At 65.4% G+C, this 18,260-nt stretch carries 21 protein-coding genes and 1 pseudogene; 10 read left to right on the top strand and 12 right to left on the bottom strand.

Going from position 1 to position 18,260, the window contains the following annotated elements:
• Window positions 1-170: 170 nt before the first annotated feature.
• A pseudogene (locus HS045_RS10465) lies at window positions 171-397 on the top strand (IS5/IS1182 family transposase); the annotation flags it as partial.
• Between the two features lie 509 nt (window positions 398-906).
• Here the strand turns inward: HS045_RS10465 and HS045_RS10470 are convergent.
• Entirely contained in the window at window positions 907-1,656 is a 750-nt protein-coding gene (locus tag HS045_RS10470) for an SDR family NAD(P)-dependent oxidoreductase (protein WP_196450871.1), read from the bottom strand.
• A 129-nt stretch (window positions 1,657-1,785) separates the two neighbouring features.
• On the opposite strand from HS045_RS10470, the gene HS045_RS10475 reads away from it, so the two are divergent.
• The 3 genes from HS045_RS10475 to HS045_RS10485 all read left to right on the top strand — a co-directional run bounded on the left by HS045_RS10475 (window position 1,786) and on the right by HS045_RS10485 (window position 4,020).
• Complete coding sequence (locus HS045_RS10475; RefSeq protein ID WP_196450872.1) at window positions 1,786-2,220, top strand: Rrf2 family transcriptional regulator; 435 nt, start codon at window positions 1,786-1,788, stop codon at window positions 2,218-2,220.
• Window positions 2,221-2,482: 262 nt separating this feature from the next.
• Window positions 2,483-3,082 carry a helix-turn-helix domain-containing protein gene (locus HS045_RS10480; RefSeq protein ID WP_196450873.1) on the top strand — a complete coding sequence of 200 codons (600 nt, stop codon included), beginning with the start codon at window positions 2,483-2,485 and terminating at the stop codon, window positions 3,080-3,082.
• Window positions 3,083-3,183: 101 nt separating this feature from the next.
• A complete protein-coding gene (locus HS045_RS10485; protein WP_196451158.1) occupies window positions 3,184-4,020 on the top strand; it encodes an IS5 family transposase in 837 nt (278 codons plus the stop codon).
• A gap of 503 nt (window positions 4,021-4,523) precedes the next feature.
• Here HS045_RS10485 and HS045_RS10490 read toward each other — a convergent pair.
• Window positions 4,524-5,318 carry a hypothetical protein gene (locus tag HS045_RS10490; RefSeq protein WP_196450874.1) on the bottom strand — a complete coding sequence of 265 codons (795 nt, stop codon included), beginning with the start codon at window positions 5,316-5,318 and terminating at the stop codon, window positions 4,524-4,526.
• Window positions 5,319-5,326: 8 nt separating this feature from the next.
• Entirely contained in the window at window positions 5,327-5,611 is a 285-nt protein-coding gene (locus HS045_RS10495) for a hypothetical protein (RefSeq protein WP_196450875.1), read from the bottom strand.
• Between the two features lie 147 nt (window positions 5,612-5,758).
• Here HS045_RS10495 and HS045_RS10500 point away from each other — a divergent pair, with 147 nt between their 5' ends.
• Window positions 5,759-6,316: an integrase core domain-containing protein gene (locus tag HS045_RS10500; protein ID WP_196450876.1), complete on the top strand. Its 558-nt coding sequence runs from the start codon at window positions 5,759-5,761 to the stop codon at window positions 6,314-6,316.
• Window positions 6,317-6,410: 94 nt separating this feature from the next.
• On the opposite strand, the gene HS045_RS10505 is transcribed toward HS045_RS10500, so the two are convergent.
• Window positions 6,411-6,839, bottom strand: a complete 429-nt coding sequence (locus tag HS045_RS10505) for a type II toxin-antitoxin system VapC family toxin (protein ID WP_196450877.1) — start codon at window positions 6,837-6,839, stop codon at window positions 6,411-6,413.
• Window positions 6,836-7,072 carry a hypothetical protein gene (locus HS045_RS10510; RefSeq protein ID WP_196450878.1) on the bottom strand — a complete coding sequence of 79 codons (237 nt, stop codon included), beginning with the start codon at window positions 7,070-7,072 and terminating at the stop codon, window positions 6,836-6,838. The genes HS045_RS10505 and HS045_RS10510 overlap by 4 nt, the downstream gene beginning before the upstream one ends.
• A 163-nt stretch (window positions 7,073-7,235) precedes the next feature.
• On the opposite strand from HS045_RS10510, the gene HS045_RS10515 reads away from it, so the two are divergent.
• The 5 genes from HS045_RS10515 to HS045_RS10535 all read left to right on the top strand — a co-directional run bounded on the left by HS045_RS10515 (window position 7,236) and on the right by HS045_RS10535 (window position 11,751).
• Window positions 7,236-8,810 carry a plasmid pRiA4b ORF-3 family protein gene (locus tag HS045_RS10515; protein WP_196450879.1) on the top strand — a complete coding sequence of 525 codons (1,575 nt, stop codon included), beginning with the start codon at window positions 7,236-7,238 and terminating at the stop codon, window positions 8,808-8,810.
• Window positions 8,811-8,898: 88 nt separating this feature from the next.
• A complete protein-coding gene (locus HS045_RS10520) occupies window positions 8,899-9,081 on the top strand; it encodes a hypothetical protein (protein ID WP_196450880.1) in 183 nt (60 codons plus the stop codon).
• A 45-nt stretch (window positions 9,082-9,126) separates the two neighbouring features.
• Entirely contained in the window at window positions 9,127-10,227 is a 1,101-nt protein-coding gene (locus HS045_RS10525; protein WP_196450881.1) for an integrase core domain-containing protein, read from the top strand.
• Between the two features lie 562 nt (window positions 10,228-10,789).
• Window positions 10,790-11,110 (top strand): hypothetical protein, encoded by a 321-nt coding sequence (locus HS045_RS10530; protein ID WP_184948142.1) that lies wholly within the window; start codon window positions 10,790-10,792, stop codon window positions 11,108-11,110.
• A complete protein-coding gene (locus HS045_RS10535) occupies window positions 11,110-11,751 on the top strand; it encodes a nucleotidyl transferase AbiEii/AbiGii toxin family protein (RefSeq protein ID WP_196450882.1) in 642 nt (213 codons plus the stop codon). The genes HS045_RS10530 and HS045_RS10535 overlap by 1 nt, the downstream gene beginning before the upstream one ends.
• 228 nt (window positions 11,752-11,979) lie before the next feature.
• Here HS045_RS10535 and HS045_RS10540 read toward each other — a convergent pair whose 3' ends face one another.
• The 7 genes from HS045_RS10540 to HS045_RS10570 all read right to left on the bottom strand — a co-directional run bounded on the left by HS045_RS10540 (window position 11,980) and on the right by HS045_RS10570 (window position 18,096).
• Entirely contained in the window at window positions 11,980-12,297 is a 318-nt protein-coding gene (locus HS045_RS10540) for a helix-turn-helix domain-containing protein (RefSeq protein ID WP_196450883.1), read from the bottom strand.
• Window positions 12,294-12,656: a type II toxin-antitoxin system RelE/ParE family toxin gene (locus HS045_RS10545; protein WP_196450884.1), complete on the bottom strand. Its 363-nt coding sequence runs from the start codon at window positions 12,654-12,656 to the stop codon at window positions 12,294-12,296. The genes HS045_RS10540 and HS045_RS10545 overlap by 4 nt, the downstream gene beginning before the upstream one ends.
• Before the next feature lie 67 nt (window positions 12,657-12,723).
• Window positions 12,724-12,894 (bottom strand): hypothetical protein, encoded by a 171-nt coding sequence (locus HS045_RS10550; protein ID WP_196450885.1) that lies wholly within the window; start codon window positions 12,892-12,894, stop codon window positions 12,724-12,726.
• The gene (locus tag HS045_RS36100; protein ID WP_196450886.1) at window positions 12,879-14,132 is read right to left on the bottom strand and encodes a site-specific integrase; all 1,254 of its coding nucleotides are present in this window, start codon (window positions 14,130-14,132) and stop codon (window positions 12,879-12,881) included. The genes HS045_RS10550 and HS045_RS36100 overlap by 16 nt, the downstream gene beginning before the upstream one ends.
• Before the next feature lie 94 nt (window positions 14,133-14,226).
• Window positions 14,227-15,234, bottom strand: coding sequence for an IS3 family transposase (locus tag HS045_RS10560; protein ID WP_196450887.1), 1,008 nt, complete (start codon window positions 15,232-15,234; stop codon window positions 14,227-14,229).
• Window positions 15,235-15,263: 29 nt separating this feature from the next.
• Entirely contained in the window at window positions 15,264-15,722 is a 459-nt protein-coding gene (locus HS045_RS10565; RefSeq protein WP_196450888.1) for a hypothetical protein, read from the bottom strand.
• A 523-nt stretch (window positions 15,723-16,245) separates the two neighbouring features.
• On the bottom strand, window positions 16,246-18,096 hold the full coding sequence (locus HS045_RS10570) for a DUF262 domain-containing protein (RefSeq protein WP_196450889.1): 1,851 nt from the start codon (window positions 18,094-18,096) through the stop codon (window positions 16,246-16,248).
• Window positions 18,097-18,260 lie beyond the last annotated feature (164 nt).

An 18,260-nucleotide genomic window follows, 5' to 3' on the forward strand; every position in this document is an offset into this window, starting at 1 on the left:
GTGAGGTGAGGTCCTCTATGTCCTCGGCCCGACTCGCACGGTTTGCCTCGGTATCCGTATATCCGTCGCCCGGAGCATGATCCCTTCAATGCCCGTTTCGTGACGCGATGTGACCGAGATTCCGCCTGGCGTAGCCTTGCGGTGGACACGCCATTTTTCGGAGGTCGCGGGATGCCGAAGTCGTCCCCCGCAACTCAGGCATCAAGGGCTTCCACGTGCTCAAACGGCGCTGGGTCGTCGAACGTACGCTCGGCTGGCCGATGCTCCACCGCCGCCTCGCCCGGGACTGTGAAGCATTGCCGACGAGCTCCGAAGCCATGACCTACATCGCGATGATTGACAATGTCGGCAAGCGCATTACTGGCGAAACCACTCAACTTGGCGAGGGACGTACTAGGACGAACTTCTCAAATCAAACGCCCCCTGAAGCCTGCCGCCTGAAATCGGTGTTCACGTTCATGGGGGAAGCCCTGTTGTTACTCCCCCCACGAGCATGACGTGACACGGTACGCCGCCGCACACCCACCGACGCGCAAGTAGGGGAGGTGATGGTCTGCACGCTGGAAGAGGTGCCCGAAGGCGCCACCCGCTGGTCGCGGCGGGAACTGCGCGCCCGGGTGGAGGAGTCCAAGGTTCTGACCGATCCGCTGCTGATCGACAATGTCCGGGACGTGGCGGGTCCGTACCCGTCCCGCCCGAGCATGCGACGGTCTTCTCCGCCGATGACAGGCCGCACGTCCAGGCGATCGGGCAGCTCGCGCCGGTGCTGCCGATGGTGCCCGGCACTCTGCGGCGGCCCAGCCGCGACCATCACCGGCAGAGCACTGTGACCAGCGGAACCCGGAATGTACTCGGGATCCGCCAGCCCCCACCTACCAGGATGGGACGCGCTGACGGCGCTGCGGCTCAGGCGTTGTAGCCGCCGTGGGCGTCTAGCTTGGCGCCTGTGACGTACGACGCGGCGGGGCTGGCCAGGAAGGCGATTGCCGCGGCGATCTCGTCGGGGTGTCCCATGCGTTGCAGGGACAGCGAGCTGAGCAGGGCCTTGAGGGTTTCGGGATCCGGTGCGTCCATGCCGCCTTCCATCAGCCCGGCTTCCACGACGTTGGCGGTGATGCCTCGGGAGCCGAGGTCGCGGGCGACGCCCATGGTGTACCGCTCGACCCCCGCTTTGGTCGCCGCGTAGTCGGCCACGCCTGGGACGCCGACTCGGGTGCCCAGCCCGGAGCTCACCGTGATGATGCGGCCGCCCTCGCGCAGCACTCGGGAGGCGGCCCGGGTGACGGCGATCACGCCGAGGTAGTTGGTGGCGTGCATCCGGTCCAGGGCGGAGGTGTGGGCATCCGGGTCGTCCACCGTGCCGCTCACCGAGATCGCGGCGTTGTTGACGAGGATGTCCAGGGCACCGAAGTGCGCGACCACGTCGTCGATCAGTGCCGGCGCTTGGCTCACGTCCGCCTGGTCGGACTTGAACGCGGCGGCCTTCGCTCCCTTGCCGCGCACCTCGTCGACGATGGCCTGGGCCTGCTTGTCGGAGTTGACGTAGGTGAACGCGACGTCGGAGCCCTGCTCGGCAAGCAGCCGTACGGTGGCGGCTCCGAGCCCGCGGGACCCTCCGGTGACCAGGGCGACCTTGCCTGTCAGCGGCTTGTTCATTCTTCACCTCACTGGTTGACCCTCTTCGAGCTGTCGTAACAATAATAGTTACATCGCTATGTCGCAACCTTGGCTGTTACGACAGTCGTTGTCGTAACATCGGGAGTTGCGATCGGAAGGAACGGGTTCATGAGCGCCAACAGCAGGTTGACCATCGCCGCCCACGCGCTGGCCTGGATCGGCCTCTACCAGCGCCAGGGCCATGAGGTCGCCACCTCCGAGCAGATCGCGGCCAGCGCGAGCACCAATCCCGTGGTGATCCGCCGGCTTCTCGGCGACCTGCGCCAGGCGGGGCTCGTGGAGTCCCGGCGCGGGGTGGGCGCGGGCTGGTCGCTGGCACGCGACCTGGAATCGATGACCCTGCTCGACGTGTACGAGGCGGTGGAGCCCGGCCCGCTGTTCGCGCTGCACCGTGCCGCCCCCGACCCGGGATGCGTGGTGGGCCACGGCATCCAGCCGGCGATGCAGCGCATCTACGACGTCATTGAGGAGACCCTCCGGCGCGAGCTGGCCCGCGTCACGCTGAAGGACGTACTCCAGGACGTCCTGGCAGTACCTCGCTAACTACGACAACGACAGGTCGTTATGAGCGTCTTCGCTTATGGTGACTGGCTCGAGCCCGCGCTTGGCTGAGCCGGCGCCAGACCGACCAGGCAAGGACATGACCGATCGGGTGCGCGGTCGGTGCGGCGATGCGGTTGAACAGCCGCCGCACCTCCTGGACCTGCGCTTGCCGATAATGTCATCCGGCCAGGTCATGGGCTTGTTGAGGGTTGCCTGATGTGCGTGATCCCCAGCCGCTCGGAGTGCGGCATGATGATCGTTTGTGCTTTTTCGTCTGGCCTATCTCGCCGTCACGAACACCTTCGCCGCGCTGCGGCTGCTGCCGATGGGCGATCGAGAGAAGGACGCCGAGATCCTCGCTCTCCGCCACCAGATCACCGTTCTCGAACGGCAGCTCAGCATCGGCACCAGGGTGCGATTCGCCCCCGAGGACCGCGCCTTCCTCGCCGCCCTGCTGACGTCGCTGCCCCGCGAGGTCCTGCGCCGGGTGCGGCTCCTCGTCCGCCCGGACACCGTCCTGCGCTGGCACCGCGATCTGATGAGACGCCGTCATGCCCGCACGTGTCGGCCGAAGCGGCCCCGGTGCCCGCCTACGGTCCGCTCCATCCGCGCACTCATCCTGCGCCTGGTCCGGGAGAACCCGTCCTGGGGATATCGGCGGGTGCACGGTGAGCTGGCCATGCTCGGTATCACGGTCGCCGCGTCCACGGTCTGGGAGATCCTCAGCGGGCGTTTGATCCTTTATCGCGGGAAATGCGGCGGTAAGCACATGAGGCCGTGTCCACTTTTGTCCGGCTGGGCCGGCAGAGCGAGCCCCGCCCAGAGCGGGGGGAATCCACAAAACAGCAGGTCAGAGGCATGATCTTTACGTCTCATCCCAACCTGCCCCATATGTCGCCCCTCGTGGTGATCGTCAACGCTTGGGGACTGGGCAACCCGGACATCACGCGGTACGCCGGAAGCATGACGACGCGTCCCTACTCCAGCGATCTGTCTGACGCCCGGTGGGCGCCGATCGAACCCACCCTGACCACTTGGCGCGCCGACCGCCAACGCCAGGGCCTGGACATCGGCCGGCCACCCGGGCACGAACTGCGCACCATCCTCAACGCCATCCTCTACGTCGACCGCACCGGCGTCCCCTGGCGCTTCCTCCCCCATGATTTCCCGCCCTGGCAGACCGTCTACGGCTACTTCGCCGCCTGGCAGAGAGACGGCATCTTCGCCCAGCTCAACGGGCTGCTGCGCCGCCTGGTCCGCACCGCCTCCGGCCGCCGGGCCGAGCCGTCGGCCACCGTCGTGGACTCCCAGAGCATCAAGACCGCCGTCGGCGTGCCCCTGGCCACACAAGGAACCGATCCCGCAAAGAAGATCGTCGGCAGGAAGCGGACCATCGCCACCGACACCCTGGGACTGCTGCTGTCCGTGCCGGTCACCGCGGCCAGCGTGCACGACAACACCGCCGGGATGCACGTGCTGGACCAGATCGCCGCCGCTCATCCCACGATCACCAAGGCCTGGGTGGACAGCGGCTACAAGAACGCGATGGTCGAGCACGGCGCCACCCGTGGCATCGACGTCGAGGTGTTCACCAGACAACCAGGTCAACGAGGATTCAAGGTGCTTCCTCGGCGCTGGGTGGTCGAACGAACGCTGGGCTGGATCATGCTCCACCGCCGCCTGGCCCGCGACCACGAAGCGCGACCCGACCGCTCCGAAGCCATGATCCACCTCGCGATGATCGACATCATGAGCCGCCGCCTCACCAAAGAATCCGCCCCAACCTGGCGAAACGCCTGAAACCACGCAAGACGCAACCTAAAGGATCAAACGCCCACTGAGACGGCCGACCGCTGGACCTGGCTGATCGTCGCCGCCTACACCCAGCTGCGCCTGGCCCGGCAGCTGGTGGAGGACCTGCGTCGTCCGTGGGAGAGACCCGCCCTGCCCGGGCGGCTGAGTCCGGCCCGGGTACGGCGGGGGTTTCGGAACATCCGCCCGGCGATGTCGTGTCCGGCTCGTGCGCCTAAACCGGGCAGGCCCGGCCCGGGACGTCCGCCCGGCTCCCGCAACCAGCGCCGTGCTCCCCGCTACGAGCTGGGGAAAGTCAACAAGCGACCGAAGTCCCTAACCGCTGAACGCGATCTCGGAGGTTAAACAACAAGCTTAATCCGGCCACCGGTGGTGACCTCGAACTGGCCACCTATGGGGATTTTTACATGGCCACGGACAGCCCGCCCAGTTCAACGAGGTAGGGCGTCTGGGACTCGAACCCAGAACCTACGGATTAAAAGCCCACGGGTTCACTGCCGTCCAGTGCCGCGACCTGTCATCTCGTACCGTTCTGCCCGCCGGCGTCCCCGCCGGTCTGCCGGACGATGCCACCGCGTACCGGGCCGTACCGCGACAGGCGAGCAACCACCGAGCAAACATGGGCCCTTGACCATCGCCCACCCGCGGGGATGGTTCAGGCGACCTTGACGGTGTGGTCGCCGAAGTCGGCCACCACGTCCAGCGTGCCGCCCAGAGCGGTGACGTAGGAGCGCACGGACCTGGATGCCGAGGCGGAAGCCGGGGAAGTCGGCGGCGTGCTCGTGGCCGTCACGCAGGGAACCGCCTGCCAGGTCGCGGATCGTGGTGTTGAGGCGGAGGACGAATCGGGTGGCCGCTCCGAGCCGGTAGCGGTCGCGGTCGTCATCGTTGGGAAGGAGATGCCGGCTGTAGGTGCCGGTGGTCAGGGACTGGTCGTGTCCGCTGTTGTAACGGGCGCGGGCCGCCTTTCCGCTGCTTTCCAGCGCGGTGTAGAAATCGTCGCCGGAGCCGTCTTCGCGGACTCCTGCGGCGACCAGCCAGGTGGGGACCTCGGCGTCGGGGTCGTCGGTCCAGACGGCGCCGCGCCAGCGCTGCACCTTCACCTTGAACAGGACCACGTCGTCGATGGCACGGATGCGCTCGTGCGCGGTGTCGGGATCGGCGAACTGCTCGGCGGCCTTGTCCAGCAGGGGATGGCTGATCGCATCCAGAGGAGTGCGGGCGGAGGGCAGCGGCAGTTTCAGGTCATCGCGCAGGACACGGAGAGTGGGACGCACACGGGACACGGCGCTGTCTACTCCTCCCAGTCGCCGGTGCCGCCGAGCTCGTCGATGCGCTCGGGGGACAGGCCGGTGAGCAGGGACACACTGGAGCTGAGGGAGCCGTCCAGGACCTTCATCGACTCGATCATGCCGCGCCGGATCTGCTCGCGTTGTTGTTCGAGGTAGACGCGGACGGCGGCGGCGACCAGGTCCTTCTTGGTCACCCCGAGGAAGTGCGCGCCCTGGGAGATCAGCTCGTCGGTCGCCGGGTCGACTTTCAGCGGTGACTGTCGCTTGGTGGTGTGAGGTGTGGTCATCGGCTCCTCCTGGGGTCATAGTACCCAGGTACCTCTCCGCGCGGCGAGGCTTTTGCGCCTGCCGGTAACGTGTACCGCTTCAAAAGTCGTCGCAGGGCGCTTGACCTGCAGGTCGACCTGATGCCGCGTTAGGGGCAAGATCGGTTCTTGTGCTTCTCCTTGCTGGCCGTCGGCTTCTTCCACGTCGACACGATCTCCTTGAAGCGCCTGTACGTGCTGTTCGTCATGGAAGTGGCCACCCGGCGTGTTCATGTCCTCGGCGTGACCGCCAACCCGACCGGCGCCTGGACGGCCCAGCAGGCCCGCAACCTGCTCATGGACCTCGGGATGCGGGCCAGTTCCTTCCGCTTCCTCATCCGCGACCGAGATGCCAAGTTCACCAATGTCTTCGATGCGGTCTTCGCCGGCGCGGGCGTGGCGGTGGTGAAGATCCCGCCGCGCACGCCGCGGGCCAACTGCTATGCCGAGCGATGGGTGCGCACCGTACGGGCCGAGTGCACCGACCGCATGCTGATCTACGACGAACGGCACCTGCGGTCCGTTTTGGCCGAGTACGCCGATCACTACAACGGGCACCGGCCGCACCAGTCCCGCGCGCAGCGGCCACCCGATCACGATGAGCGGGCCGTCGTACCGCTGGAAGGCCGGATCGAACGCCGGAGGGTGCTCGGCGGGCTGATCAACGAGTACCACCGAGCCGCATAGCCACTCCGGAGAATTCCCAGCTCAAGCCCTATGCGATGAATTTCGAAGCGGTACAGGCCACTTGACCCGTTCGGCTATCCCTACGGTGGCCGTTTCAGGCGGTGATCACCTGGATCTGGGATTCGAGTCCGGCGAAGTCGTCGGGGTTCCGGGCGACCAGGGGAAGAGCGTTGGCCGCGGCGACCGATGCGATCGGCAGGTCGGCGAGCCGCTTGCGCGGCCGGCGGCCGAGGTCCAGCACGAGCGCGTAGATGATCCCGTAGGCGCGGGCCGCGTCGGTGTCGAAGGGGATCGGGGCGAAGGTGGACTCCGCCCATTGCAGCACCGCCTGCCGTACGGCTCGCGCGTCGGCGGTCTTGGCCGCGTGCGGACCGGCCGCGAGTTCGGCCATCGAGATGGAGCTGACCGCCGGGCGCAGGTCGCCCGGCCGGCAGCCGAGTGCGCCGGCGATGTGCTGCTCGTCGAGCCGTTCGAGATCGATGATGGCGGAGGTGTCCAGCAGGAGGTTGTGCGGGTCGCTCACCGCGTGTCCCCGAGCAGGGTGTCGAAGTCGATCGCGGCGTCGACGTCGCTGCGGAACTCGGCGTGGTCGATGCGCGGAAGGCGGGCGGCGGTGCGCCTGAGCTCGCTCCACGGCACGAAGGTCCGGCGGCCGGTGACCAGCCGGAGCGCGTGGGCGCGGACCTCGACCAATTGGTCGGGGGTCAGCTGCTCGACGAGGTGGTGCACGTCGTCGTAGTCATGGGCGGCGGTCATGTCTTCGAGTGTACGCACGGCCCCTGCCCATACGGTTGAAACTACTGTGGGCATCGGAGACGCGGTCCGGCTGTGTCGCGGATCCGGATCATGTCGTGCCGAGATCCGCCTGGCACGGTAGAGCCGCCCGCGGTGATGTCCTGGCCGATAGGGTGGCGTGTCCATGGACTCTGGACTCTCCTTCGAGATCGGGCGGTGCGGTGCGTTCGCCGCCGCACGTGAGATCTCCGTCTGGGTGGGGGACGGCCGGGCGGTCACCCCCGGTGGTGCGCTCAAGCCCGCGCTGGTACCGCAGGCGGCCGAGACGCTGGGGGCGCCGTGCCCGCCCAAGGTCCGGCGGCTCGGTGACGTTCCCGCGGTCCACCGCGCCTGGACGACCGCGGTGGCGGCCGGGCTCATCACGATCTCCGGCAGTAAGGCCGTACAGCGGCAGGCCCCGGGGGAGCCGACCGGGCAGGAATGGCTTGAGGCGCTGGAACAGGTGCTCCGCGCACAGGTGAGCGATCCGTGTGGCGCCGATCCGCGCATCGTGTGCCAGGTGACGCTGCTGGTGCTGGCCGAGCAGGAGCCGCCGTTGGGCGGTGCGCTGCGTGAGGCGGTCGCCGAGGTGATGCGCGGGCGCGGAGACTGGGACTGGCGCGCCGTCTACCTGGCCGGCGAGGGCAGGGTGCATCCCGTCGACCGGGTGGTGGAGATCCTGCGCGACTTCGGTGCGCTGGACGAGCGCATGGCACTGACAGCTCTGGGGGAGTACTCCCGGGCTGAACTGGACCGCAGGGTTCCGCCGCCGATCACTCCGGATCTGCCCGCCGCTCGTGTGCTGGATCTGCTGGCCGCGCTGCCCGAGGAGGAGGTCCGGGAGCCGGTGTGGCGCTGGATCGGCCCCTTCCCCGGCGACCGTACCGGCGACCCGTTGCGGGAGCTGCTGCACGCCGCCGCGGACGCCACTCCGGCCGGGCGGATCACCGCCGTCGAGATGGTCGGCGAACGCGGTGAGTACGCCCTGCCGCTCTGGCGCGAGATACGCGACCACCTTGTGCTGGGCGCCCACGCCCGGCGCGTCCTGGCGGATCTGGACGGCGGCCCCGCCCCCGCGGAGCGGGACATGCGCTGGGTCGCGGTCGACTACGCGCTGGCCGCTCTGGATCGCTACGGCACGACCGACGCCCGGTACGTCCTGCTGGACGCCGTCGAGGGGGATGTCCGCGAAGCCGTACAGGGCAGCGGCCACCCCGAGGCCGAGCGGCTACTGGCCGTACTACCGTCCGTGCCGCCGCCGATCCCGGCCTACCAGCTCAAGATCTCCCTGTACGGCGGGCTGTGGCGGCGCGTGCTGGTTCCCGAGAACATGACGTTGGGCGCTCTGCACGAGGTGATCCGGGTCCTGTTCGGCTGGGGCGACGATCATCTGCACGTGTTCGAGACCGCCAAGCGCAGGTACGCCGACCCGTTCTTCGGGCTGGAGGAGTGCGGTGACGAGTACGCCTGTCGCGTCAACCGGGCGATGCCGTCGCCCCGTTCGAAGATGACGTACGTCTACGATCTCGGTGACTGCTGGACGCATGAGATCCTTTTGGAGAAGGTCTGCGGCGAGGTCGCCCATCCGGTCTGCGCGGGCGGCAGGGGGGACAACCCGATCGAGCACTACGACCCTGAGTATCCCGAAGAACCGGTTCCCTTCAACCAGGACGCCGTCAACGAGCGGCTGGCGGTGCCGCCGTACCCGGCCGAGACTTGAGCGGTGTCCTGTACCGTTTTGAAAATCATTCCAGGGTGCTTGACCTGTGGGTCGACCTGGTGCGGTGGTACGGCCAAGATCGGTTCTTGTGTCTCTCCGTCTCCTGTATCTGATCGTGATCCGGGTGTTCGGCTGGCTGGCGCTCCTGGGCCGAAGCGGGGCGGTCAAGGATGCCGAGATTCCGGTGCTCCGGCATGAGGTGGCGGTGCTGCACCTGCGCTTGCCGATAATGTCGTCCGGCCAGGTCATGGGCTTGCTGGGGATCTCCTGACGCGAGTGACTCCCTGTTGCTCGGGGTGCGGCATGATGATCGTCCGTGCTGCTTCGCCTGACCTATCTCGCCGTCACGAACGCCTTCGCCGCGCTGCGGTTGCTGCCGATGAGCGATCGAGACAAGGACGTCGAGATCCTCGCTCTCCGCCACCAGATCACCGTTCTCGAACGGCAGCTCGGTGCCGGTACCAGGGTGCGATTCGCTCCCGAGGACCGTGCCTTCCTCGCCGCCCTGCTGACATCACTGCCCCGCGAGGTCCTGCGCCGGGTGCGGCTCATCGTCCGTCCGGATACGGTCCTGCGCTGGCACTGCGATCTCATTAGACGGCGGCACGCCCGCATCAGTAAGCCCAGGCGGTCGGGGCGCCCGCTCACGGTCCGCTCCATCCGAGCGCTCGTCCTGCGCCTGGTCCGGGAGAACCCGTCCTGGGGATATCGGCGAGTACACGGCGAGCTGGCCGTGCTCGGCATCACGGTCGCGCCCTCCACTGTGTGGGAGATCCTCAAGCAGGAAGGCGTTGATCCGGCACCTGAGCGGGCGTCGGTCACCTGGGCCGACTTCCTGCGCTCGCAAGCCGATGCGCTGCTGGCCTGCGACTTCATCGAGACCGTCACCCTCACCGGGCAGCGCCAGTACATCTTGGCCGTCATCGAGCACGCCAGCAGGCGCGTCCGCGTGCTGGGCGCCACCGCCCATCCGACCGCATGCTGGGTCGTCCAGGCGATGAAGAACCTCGTGATGGACCTGGAAGAGGCCGGCTGCCGGGCGGGCTACCTGATCCGGGACCGGGGCGGGAAGTTCCCCGCCCTCATGGACGAGATCCTGGCCGAGGCCGGCATCCGGACCGTGCTCACCGGTGTCCGAGTACCGCGCATGAACGCGGTCATGGAGCGGTGGGTGCAGTTATGCCGCCGTGAGCTGCTCGACCGCTGCCTGGTATGGAACGAGCGCCATCTGCGGCATGCTCTACGGGAGTACGAGCGCTTCTACAACCGGCACCGTGTCCATCAGGCCCTGGATCAAGCGGCCCCGCTACGCGCCGTTCCGGGCCCGATCACGGATCCGACGCGACTCGCCGAGCTGAGCGCACGCAGGCGGGACCGACTCGGCGGAGTCCTCCACGAGTACTCACATGCCGCTTGACCTGCACGGACGGAATTTTCGGCAGGCGCACCTTCGCCGTGTCGGCTCCCACACTCCCGGAACCGTTCCGGCGGCTCTTGGAATCCGGGTGCTGACCTGGACGGACGGGCGCGGTTCCATTCCGCGTATGTTCCGCGACCAGTGGCAGGCAGTGGCATCCGGCTGCATCCGACTGCACGTGCCGGGAGAGGTGGCCAGGAACGAAGGCCCAGGTCAGGGCCTACGTTCCTGCTCACGAGTGGTAGGGCGCCTGGGACTCGAACCCAGAACCTACGGATTAAAAGTCGACGGGTCCACTGCCGTCCGGTGCCGCGACCTGCCATCTCGTACCGTTCTGTCCGCCGGCGTCCCCGCCGGTCTGCCGGGTGCTGTCACCGTGTGCCGGGCCGTATCGCGACAGACGAGCAACCACCGAGCAAACATGGGTCCTTGACCATGGACCGTATCGGGGTAAGGCGGCCTTCACGGTGTGGTCGCCGAAGTCGGTCACGCTGATGGCTTGCCCGTGTGGGGTTGCGTCATCGAAGGGGTGGGGCTCCGGCGGAAATGTCACACTGGAGGCATGGACAGGGCGCTCAATTACGCGAACATCCGCCCGTATGCGGTTCCCCGCGCTCTGGAGGAGCTGACCGGGCCTGCGGACGGGATCGTCACGCTGCCCGGCTGGTTGGACTGGAGCCCGCGACGCTCCTACGACCTGTCCGATCCGACGGCGTTGCGGGTGATGTACGAGCAGGTGATCCAGGAAGGCCGAGAACAAGATCTCAAGGCGTACCTGAACACCGATCTGCTGGTCCGCATCTGGCCTGATCTGATCTTGCCGGTGCGGGTCCGCCGACTGTGGGAGTCACGCTTCACCTGGCTTCGTGATCAGGTCGCGTGATGGACCCCTTCCACCGACGACTGATCGAGATCGGTCTCAGCGTCGCCGATCAGTACGGCTTCGCACTGGCCGGTGGGTACGCGGTGCAGGCGTACGGGATCGTGGAGCGGCCGAGCGAGGACGTCGATCTGTTCGGTGCGCTGGACATGGACTGCCCGGCGGCGGCGGACCAGGTGGCCGAGGCGTACCGAACAGCCGGGTACCAGGCTGAGATCTTGCAGAGCACTGAACGGTATGTCCGGATGTGGATCTCTGAGCGTGGCACAGGTCATGGCTGCAAGGTCGAGGTCGTCGCGGACGTGCGCTTTCAGCCGCCGGTGCGGATGGAGATGGGCCCGGTCCTCCATCCGGATGACGTCGCGGCCGGGAAGACCGAGGCGTTGTTCAACCGCGCGCTCGCTCGTGACTTCATCGATGTGGACGCGCTCGTGGAGTCGGGCCGGTACACGCGCGATCAGCTTCTGGATCTGGCCGCTCGCCGGGATGCCGGGTTCGATCGGGAGGTGTTCGCGGAGATGCTGGCGTACGTGCGTCGCCGTACCGATGAGGAGTTCGCCGTGTACGGCGTCGATGCGGCCGGGGCTGAGGCGCTCAGGGAGCGTTTCGGCGTGTGGGAGAAAGAACTGCGGAAGGGCGGGTGACCCCGAACCTGCCGATAATGTCATCCGGCCAGGTCATGGGCTTGCTGGGGATCGCGTGATGCGCGTGATCCTCCGTCGCTCGGAGTGCAGCATGATGATCGTTCGTGCTCTTTCGTCTGGCGTATCTCGCCGTTACGAACGCCTTCGCCGCGCTGAGGTTGCTGCCGATGAGCGAGCCGCTTGAACTGCACGGATGTAATTTTCGGCAGGCGCAACCCGCCGGAACCGTCAGGCGATGGCGGCGATGTCGCCGTCGTCGAAGTAGATCGACTGATGGAGCCGGCCGCCGAGGGCGGCGGCGTAGCGGGCCAGGATGTCCTGGCCGGAGATCTTGCCCTGCTCGATCTGGGAGACGCGTCCCTTGGTGACTCCCATACGCTCGGCGACCTGCTGCTGGGTCAGGCCACGCCCGCGGCGGATCTCCGCCAGCCGGTGTCCCTGGACCTCGGCCAGGAGTTCCCGCTTGCCGGCCTGGACGGCCTCCTCGCCGCCGGCCCGCTGGACGTGCTCGGCCCGGATGTCCTTCCACCGCACGTATCCGCTCATCTGCCGTCCTCCTGTCGGGCGCGTTCCTTCACGTAGACCTCATATCGGTGCTCGGCCAGCGGAATGGCCTCCTCGTACCAGCTCTTCCACCGTCCGGCTTTGTCGCCTGCGACCAGCAGGATGTTGGAACGCCATGGGTCGAAGGCGAACAGGATGCGCACCGTGCCGGGCCGGAGCTCTTTGAGGTTCTGGATCGACGACCCGATGATCGTGTCGACCAGGGGCCGTCCCAGTCCGGGGCCGCCTTCGGCGAGCGCGTCGATGGCTTGCACCACCCGGGCATGGGTGGCGTCGTCGAGTTGCTCGATCCATTCGCGGACCTCGGTCACGACGTAGATGTCCCATTCGTCTCCGGCCACTCATGAAGTATAGCTATAGGTATACCCCGGTGTCCGGGGATGCCGAGGATGCATCCATATGGCCTGCTCACGTGTCGTGGGCATCCGGGAGGTCGAACAGCGGGCCCGCGGCCTGCAGGACCGGCTGGACCGCGTCGAGGATCAATGCCCGCTGGGCGGGTGTCTGCCGGCCGGAGTGGCCCGCGGTGGTCTGGTACGAGGCGTGTCCGGCCACCAGTTGCATCACCCCGGGGGGCACGCCGCGTCCCGGAGCATGGTGATCATCCTGTGCCGCAGGGCGTGAGGGGTGATGTGCCTGGCCAGGCCGCGTTCCCGGGCGAGCGCGAGCGTGAGTGCGGGCTGCAGGATGTCGTTGTGCTGGTTGCCGTAGTCGATGTAGCCGCCTGTCCGCTTCTGGAAGAGCGGCTCGTCGGACCTCTTGCCCTGCACCCGCCCGGACAGCAGTCCGGCCGACTCCTCGCTGATCGGTACGTCCCGGCGTTTCTTTCCCTTCGGGTACGGCTCGATGCGCCACTCCCAGCGGCCGGTGTGCTCGTTCAGCAGCCGGGCGTAGGTCTGGACGACGTGGATCACGCACCCCGCCGCGTCCAGGCCGCTCACGTGCAGGCCTGCCAGCTCACCCCAGCGAAGGCCGGTGGCCGTCATGGTGACGATGAACAGCGCGGTGTCGCGGTCGACGTCACCGACCGCGGTGAGGTAGACGGCGACCTCCGGCCCGTACAGGACCTCGCGGACACGCACCGGCGCGGGCGGCAGGCGGAACCCGTCGCAGGGCGACGAACGCAGCAGCGGTGGCTCGCCGTCCTCTCCCTGCCGCATCGCCGCCCTCAGTACCGGCCTGATAGAACCCCGGTAGATCTTCGTGACCGTGGCGGGGGAGAGTGTCCCCTGATCCGGTCGCGCCGGGCGGGGGGAACCCGCCTCGCGCCAGCGCCGCAGCACGTCGGGTGAGACACGTCCGGTCGGCTTCACGGCGGGACCGCCGGTCTGTGCCCACCGGCGTGCGGCCTGCTCGTCGGAGAGGGGCCGGTGTGGCTGGTGGGCGTTGCGGGCGGACGGCTTGGTGAGCATCTGCTGTGCCCACTCCCGCAGCACCCGGCGGGTGACCTCGTCCAGCCGGAGGTGGCCGAGGAACGGGAAGACGTGCCGTTCGGCGTCGGTCAGGTAGGTGAACCGCTGTGTCGGGGAGGCGCCCGGCCGGCCGGCGTACTCGGTGCGCGCGTAGGCCTCGAACGTCGGCATGCCCGGGGTGCGGTCATCGCGGAAACGGGGGTCCTGAAGGCCGTGGCAGCCCTTCGGGTAGCCCGGTGGCCGCCGCTCGCCGTTGTCCTCGACCAGTTCGGCGAAGGACTCGGCGATCGTCCTGTCGTAGCAGGTCTCGAAGTCCTCCTTGCCGGCTCGCCCGCCGCCGATCCGCCACTTCACCAGCCATGATTTCGCGCCGCTCTTGGCCGTGCGCTCGATGATCCGCGCCACCTGTGATCCCCTCGTCTCGATGGCCGCAGGGTGGCGCAGAATGCTCGCACGGCTCATGGAGATGATCGCGGTACCTGTCAAACCGGTTGGAACATCAAGCTACGTGCGGTGTTTGTGGTGAGGCCTCGGCTTCGGGAGCCGTTGACGGCTTGTTGATCCACACCCGGGAGGGCAGCGGCGGCGGACAGGGCCGCCGGCCGCGGAACCGTTCGGGGTGGGCCAAGAAGGCCGCGTCCAAGGTCGCGACCCGCCGGGCGTGAATCTCGACCGCGGAGCCGTCGTGCACCGACGCCGGAGTGTGCATGCCGATCCCAGAATGGCGATGCTCGTTATTGTAATACTGGAAGAACTGCCCGCAGAAGACGTTGGCATCTTCAATGGAACCGAATTCCCCGGGAAATGCCGGACAATATTTGAGTGTTTTAAACTGCGCTTCGGAATACGGGTTGTCGTTGGACACGCGCGGACGGGAATGAGACTGATCGATTCCCAGCAGTGCGAGCAGGCCGGAAACGGTGTTCGACGTCATCGAGGTACCCCGGTCGGCATGAATCGCCTCCGGGGCGATCCCGCCGTTGGCCTCGATCGCGTGCTCGATGAACTCCTTGGCGAGGATCCCGGTCTCCGTCGGCCAGATCTCCCACCAGACGGTTTTCCGCGAGAAGATGTCGATGATGACGTACAGCAGATAGTACGTACCGCGCGAGGGGCCTTTCAGCTTCGTGATGTCCCACGACCACACCTGGTTCGGGCCGTCGGCCTCCAGCTCGGGTTTCTTCTTGGCCGGGTGGACGGCCTGGGCCCGGCGCTCACCGGCCGTGCCGCGCATCCGCAGCAGCCGGTACATGGTGGCCTGCGAGCACAGGTAGACGCCCTCGTCCAGCAGCATCGCCCACGCCTGGCCCGGAGACTTGTCGGCGAAGCGGGGCGAGTCCAGCACCGCCAGCACCTGCGCCCGCTCGTCCTCGGACAGTTCGGCCGGATGGTGAAACGGGCGGCGCGGTCCCAGCCGGGGCGGGACGGGATTGCGGTGCCGGTGCAGCGTGGCCCGGGATCTCCCCAGGACCGCACATGCCCTGACCGTGCCGATCGTTTCCTCCATCGCGGGGAAATGCTCGTCGAGGATCCGGTTCAGCTCTTGTCGGAGTCCGCGCTGCTTGAGATGTCCTGCAGCAGCGCGAATGCTTTTCCCGCGATGTCCAGGGCGGTCCTGGTCTTCCCCAGCTCGCCGGCGAGTCTTTCATTGCGGGCTTCGAGTTTGGCCGCGTCGGCCTTGAGCTTCTTGTTCTCGGCGCGCAGCCGGGCCATTTCCTCGGACTCGGCGCTGCGCGCGGGCTTTCCCGTCGAGGCGGCCAGGGTGCCGCCTTCAGCCTGCTTGCGCCAGTGCTCGATGTGGGAGTGGTACAGCCGTTCCCTGCGCAGCAGGGCGCCGCGCTCGGGGCTGCCTTCGGGCAGGGCGTCGAAGGCCGCCAGGATCCGCGCCTTGTAGGCCTTGGTGAAGGTGCGCCGCTTGGGCCGGCCCGGCTGCTGGGAGGTCACGCGACCATCCTGCCCGGTCATGGCGGTCTGGTCGGCGAGTGTCATCGTCACTGTCGTGGTGGTCCTGTCTCGCCCTGCTTCATATCAGAGGGAATCGTACGTCCCATGTCTCACAGCAGTCTGACAGAGAGGGTCGGGAATCGACCGCGGCGTGGTGGAACGCGGGAACACCGAGGGAACATGATCTAGGAAACGGCCCGGCCCGACCCCGCTGACATCAACAGGATCGGGTCGATGACCTGCGTAAACATCGGTAGGGCGCCTGGGACTCGAACCCAGAACCTACGGATTAAAAGTCCGTGGCCCTACTGTCGTCCGGTGTTACGGCGTGCTGTCTTGTGTCGTCCTGTCCGGAAGCGTCCCTGCCGTTCTGCCGGGCCGTGACATCGAGTGCCACGCCGTATCAGGACACACGAGCAACCACCGAGCAAACATAGGGTCCTTGACCATTATTCACCGTCGGCCACCAAGGGAAATCCGCTTCAATGAAGTACCAGGTCAAGCCTTATGTGACGAGTTTTGACGCGGCACACACTCAGAATGATCGCCGCAATCATTGTATACTCAGCGCTTTTCAGAGTACAAATATCTTGCATGCCATGTCAAGGATCCATGTGTGCCGTTGCTTGAACTCGGCCAGGGTCCATTGAGTATACGAGCTTAGATGCCTAGTCATATTTATCCTGCTAGGCGAATAGAAGTCTTTGGATTTAGCCGGGAAATTCTTATTTCCGGCATCCGAATTATCCTTCGGACCAAAGAAGGAAAGATTTCCCAGATAATCGACATACTTGTCTAGATCTGTATCTCGATCGGAGGCTGCAGGCTTCTGTGGATAAATATGTTCGATTGTTACATGATTCAGATCAACGACATACGTCATGTCTGGAACAGGAGGCCCGCTACAGCCCTTCTGGATCCAGCCATGGTGATCCTCTATGGTTGTTAGAAGCTCGCGGATGTTCGGTTTCTGGGATCCGCGACTGTATTGGAGCTTGTTTTGGAGATCGTCTCTAAATTTTTCTGAAGGAGCCGCGTAATCGAGCAGCTTGTTTAGTTGATCTCGCAGACGAGACCAGGTTTGTCTGGTCCTGATGGAAGCCTGCTCGCGCAGAATCTTGGCTTCCTTGTAGTAAATATTGCTTGCGGACGTTGCGTGACCGCCACATACAGATTTGTATCTGAAGGCGAACTTTTCAATCATGAAGACAAGTTTCGCAAACTCTTCTTCCTTGCACGAAGAAGCGGCTGCAAGCAAGAGGGGAAGCGCGAGCTCGTGCTTAAGGGTGAGGATCAGCCTCTTGAGGCGATCCTCATGCCAATTGAACACTTTCGGTGTTTCACCCACCGACAGCTGGTTGCCAAATGGCCACTCGCCATTCGCGAGCTTTGTGAAGGTGATCATTTCACGTTGGAAGGATTCGACTTGCTCAACGATATCCACAACGGCGGGTGATTCGTTGGGCGCCTGGGGCGCGAAATACTGATCTACGAGTTTCTTGAACATTGGCGCACCAGCACGTTTCCCAGTTGTTGAGGGAAAGTACGCCTTAAAGAACGCGCTGGTGTCTTTCGTAGTAGCAGAAAGGATCTCATCCCACAGGACGGCAACCTTTTCCTGCTCAGCAGGGTGCTCTTGGAGCAAGTCCAGTGTATGGCTCCTGAGTAGGTCCGCATCCTCCAGAGATCTGCCGCGATCGTTTAGCACGCTAAAAAGCTGATACGCGCGCTCTCTATCGCTAGAGACAACTTGAATAACGTGGGATTGTTCGATTAGTCCAGTCCGAACACGATATAGCTGCTGAGCCTTTTCTGTAACCGATCCTGAGTCTTCAAGGATGGGCTTGATGATATCATCAAAGATGATTTTGTTTGCGGCTATCAGAAGTTCATGGCTTTCGCGTGAAGCGGACGGCTTGGATCCGTCAACAAGGCTCTGAAACACCGGATCGTCTACTTTGGAGAGTCTTAGACGAGGCCGACCTTCTATGCGGCCCTCGCTGACAATAGCGTGGCGCCATTTTAGAAATCGACTCTCTGTGTCGTCTGCCAAAGTCTCTGCCACAGCTTTAGCTGGATCGTCACCTCGATCCTCCGCCAACTGCTTTAGGTTTCTAGCGGCATGTGTGATTTGAGCCAAGGCAAGGACAAATGTGGCAAGTCTCTGCTGCCCGTCAATAATTTCGTAACTATGAGGGCGGGAGAGTGAATGGTCTGTATGTTCAATACAGACGAGGCCGCCGAAAAAGTGGGCATTCGGTGAGGAATTCTGGAGAAGCTCGGCCACGTCCCCAGTAAAGTCAGAAACTTGGCTGTCCCATGAGTAGGCTCGCTGGTATCTTGGAACCCAGAAAGGGTGATGCTCTTCAAGCAGCGCCCCTACGGTGATGCTTCTAGGCGTGACCGAAGCGGCTCCAGCCGGCATGTGCTACTCCTAGCGATGACGGTGAGGGGTATGTGAGTTAGTTCGGGAGGATACCCGGAGCTTGACTGACCGTCCACTAGAAATTAATCCTATTTATGTGGTTGCATGCAATATGTCCGATATGATGCCCTGTATGGCTCACCGATCTAGATCTGGGCCATGTG

This window comes from Planomonospora sp. ID82291, from assembly GCF_015711645.1.
Lineage (GTDB): Bacteria > Actinomycetota > Actinomycetes > Streptosporangiales > Streptosporangiaceae > Planomonospora.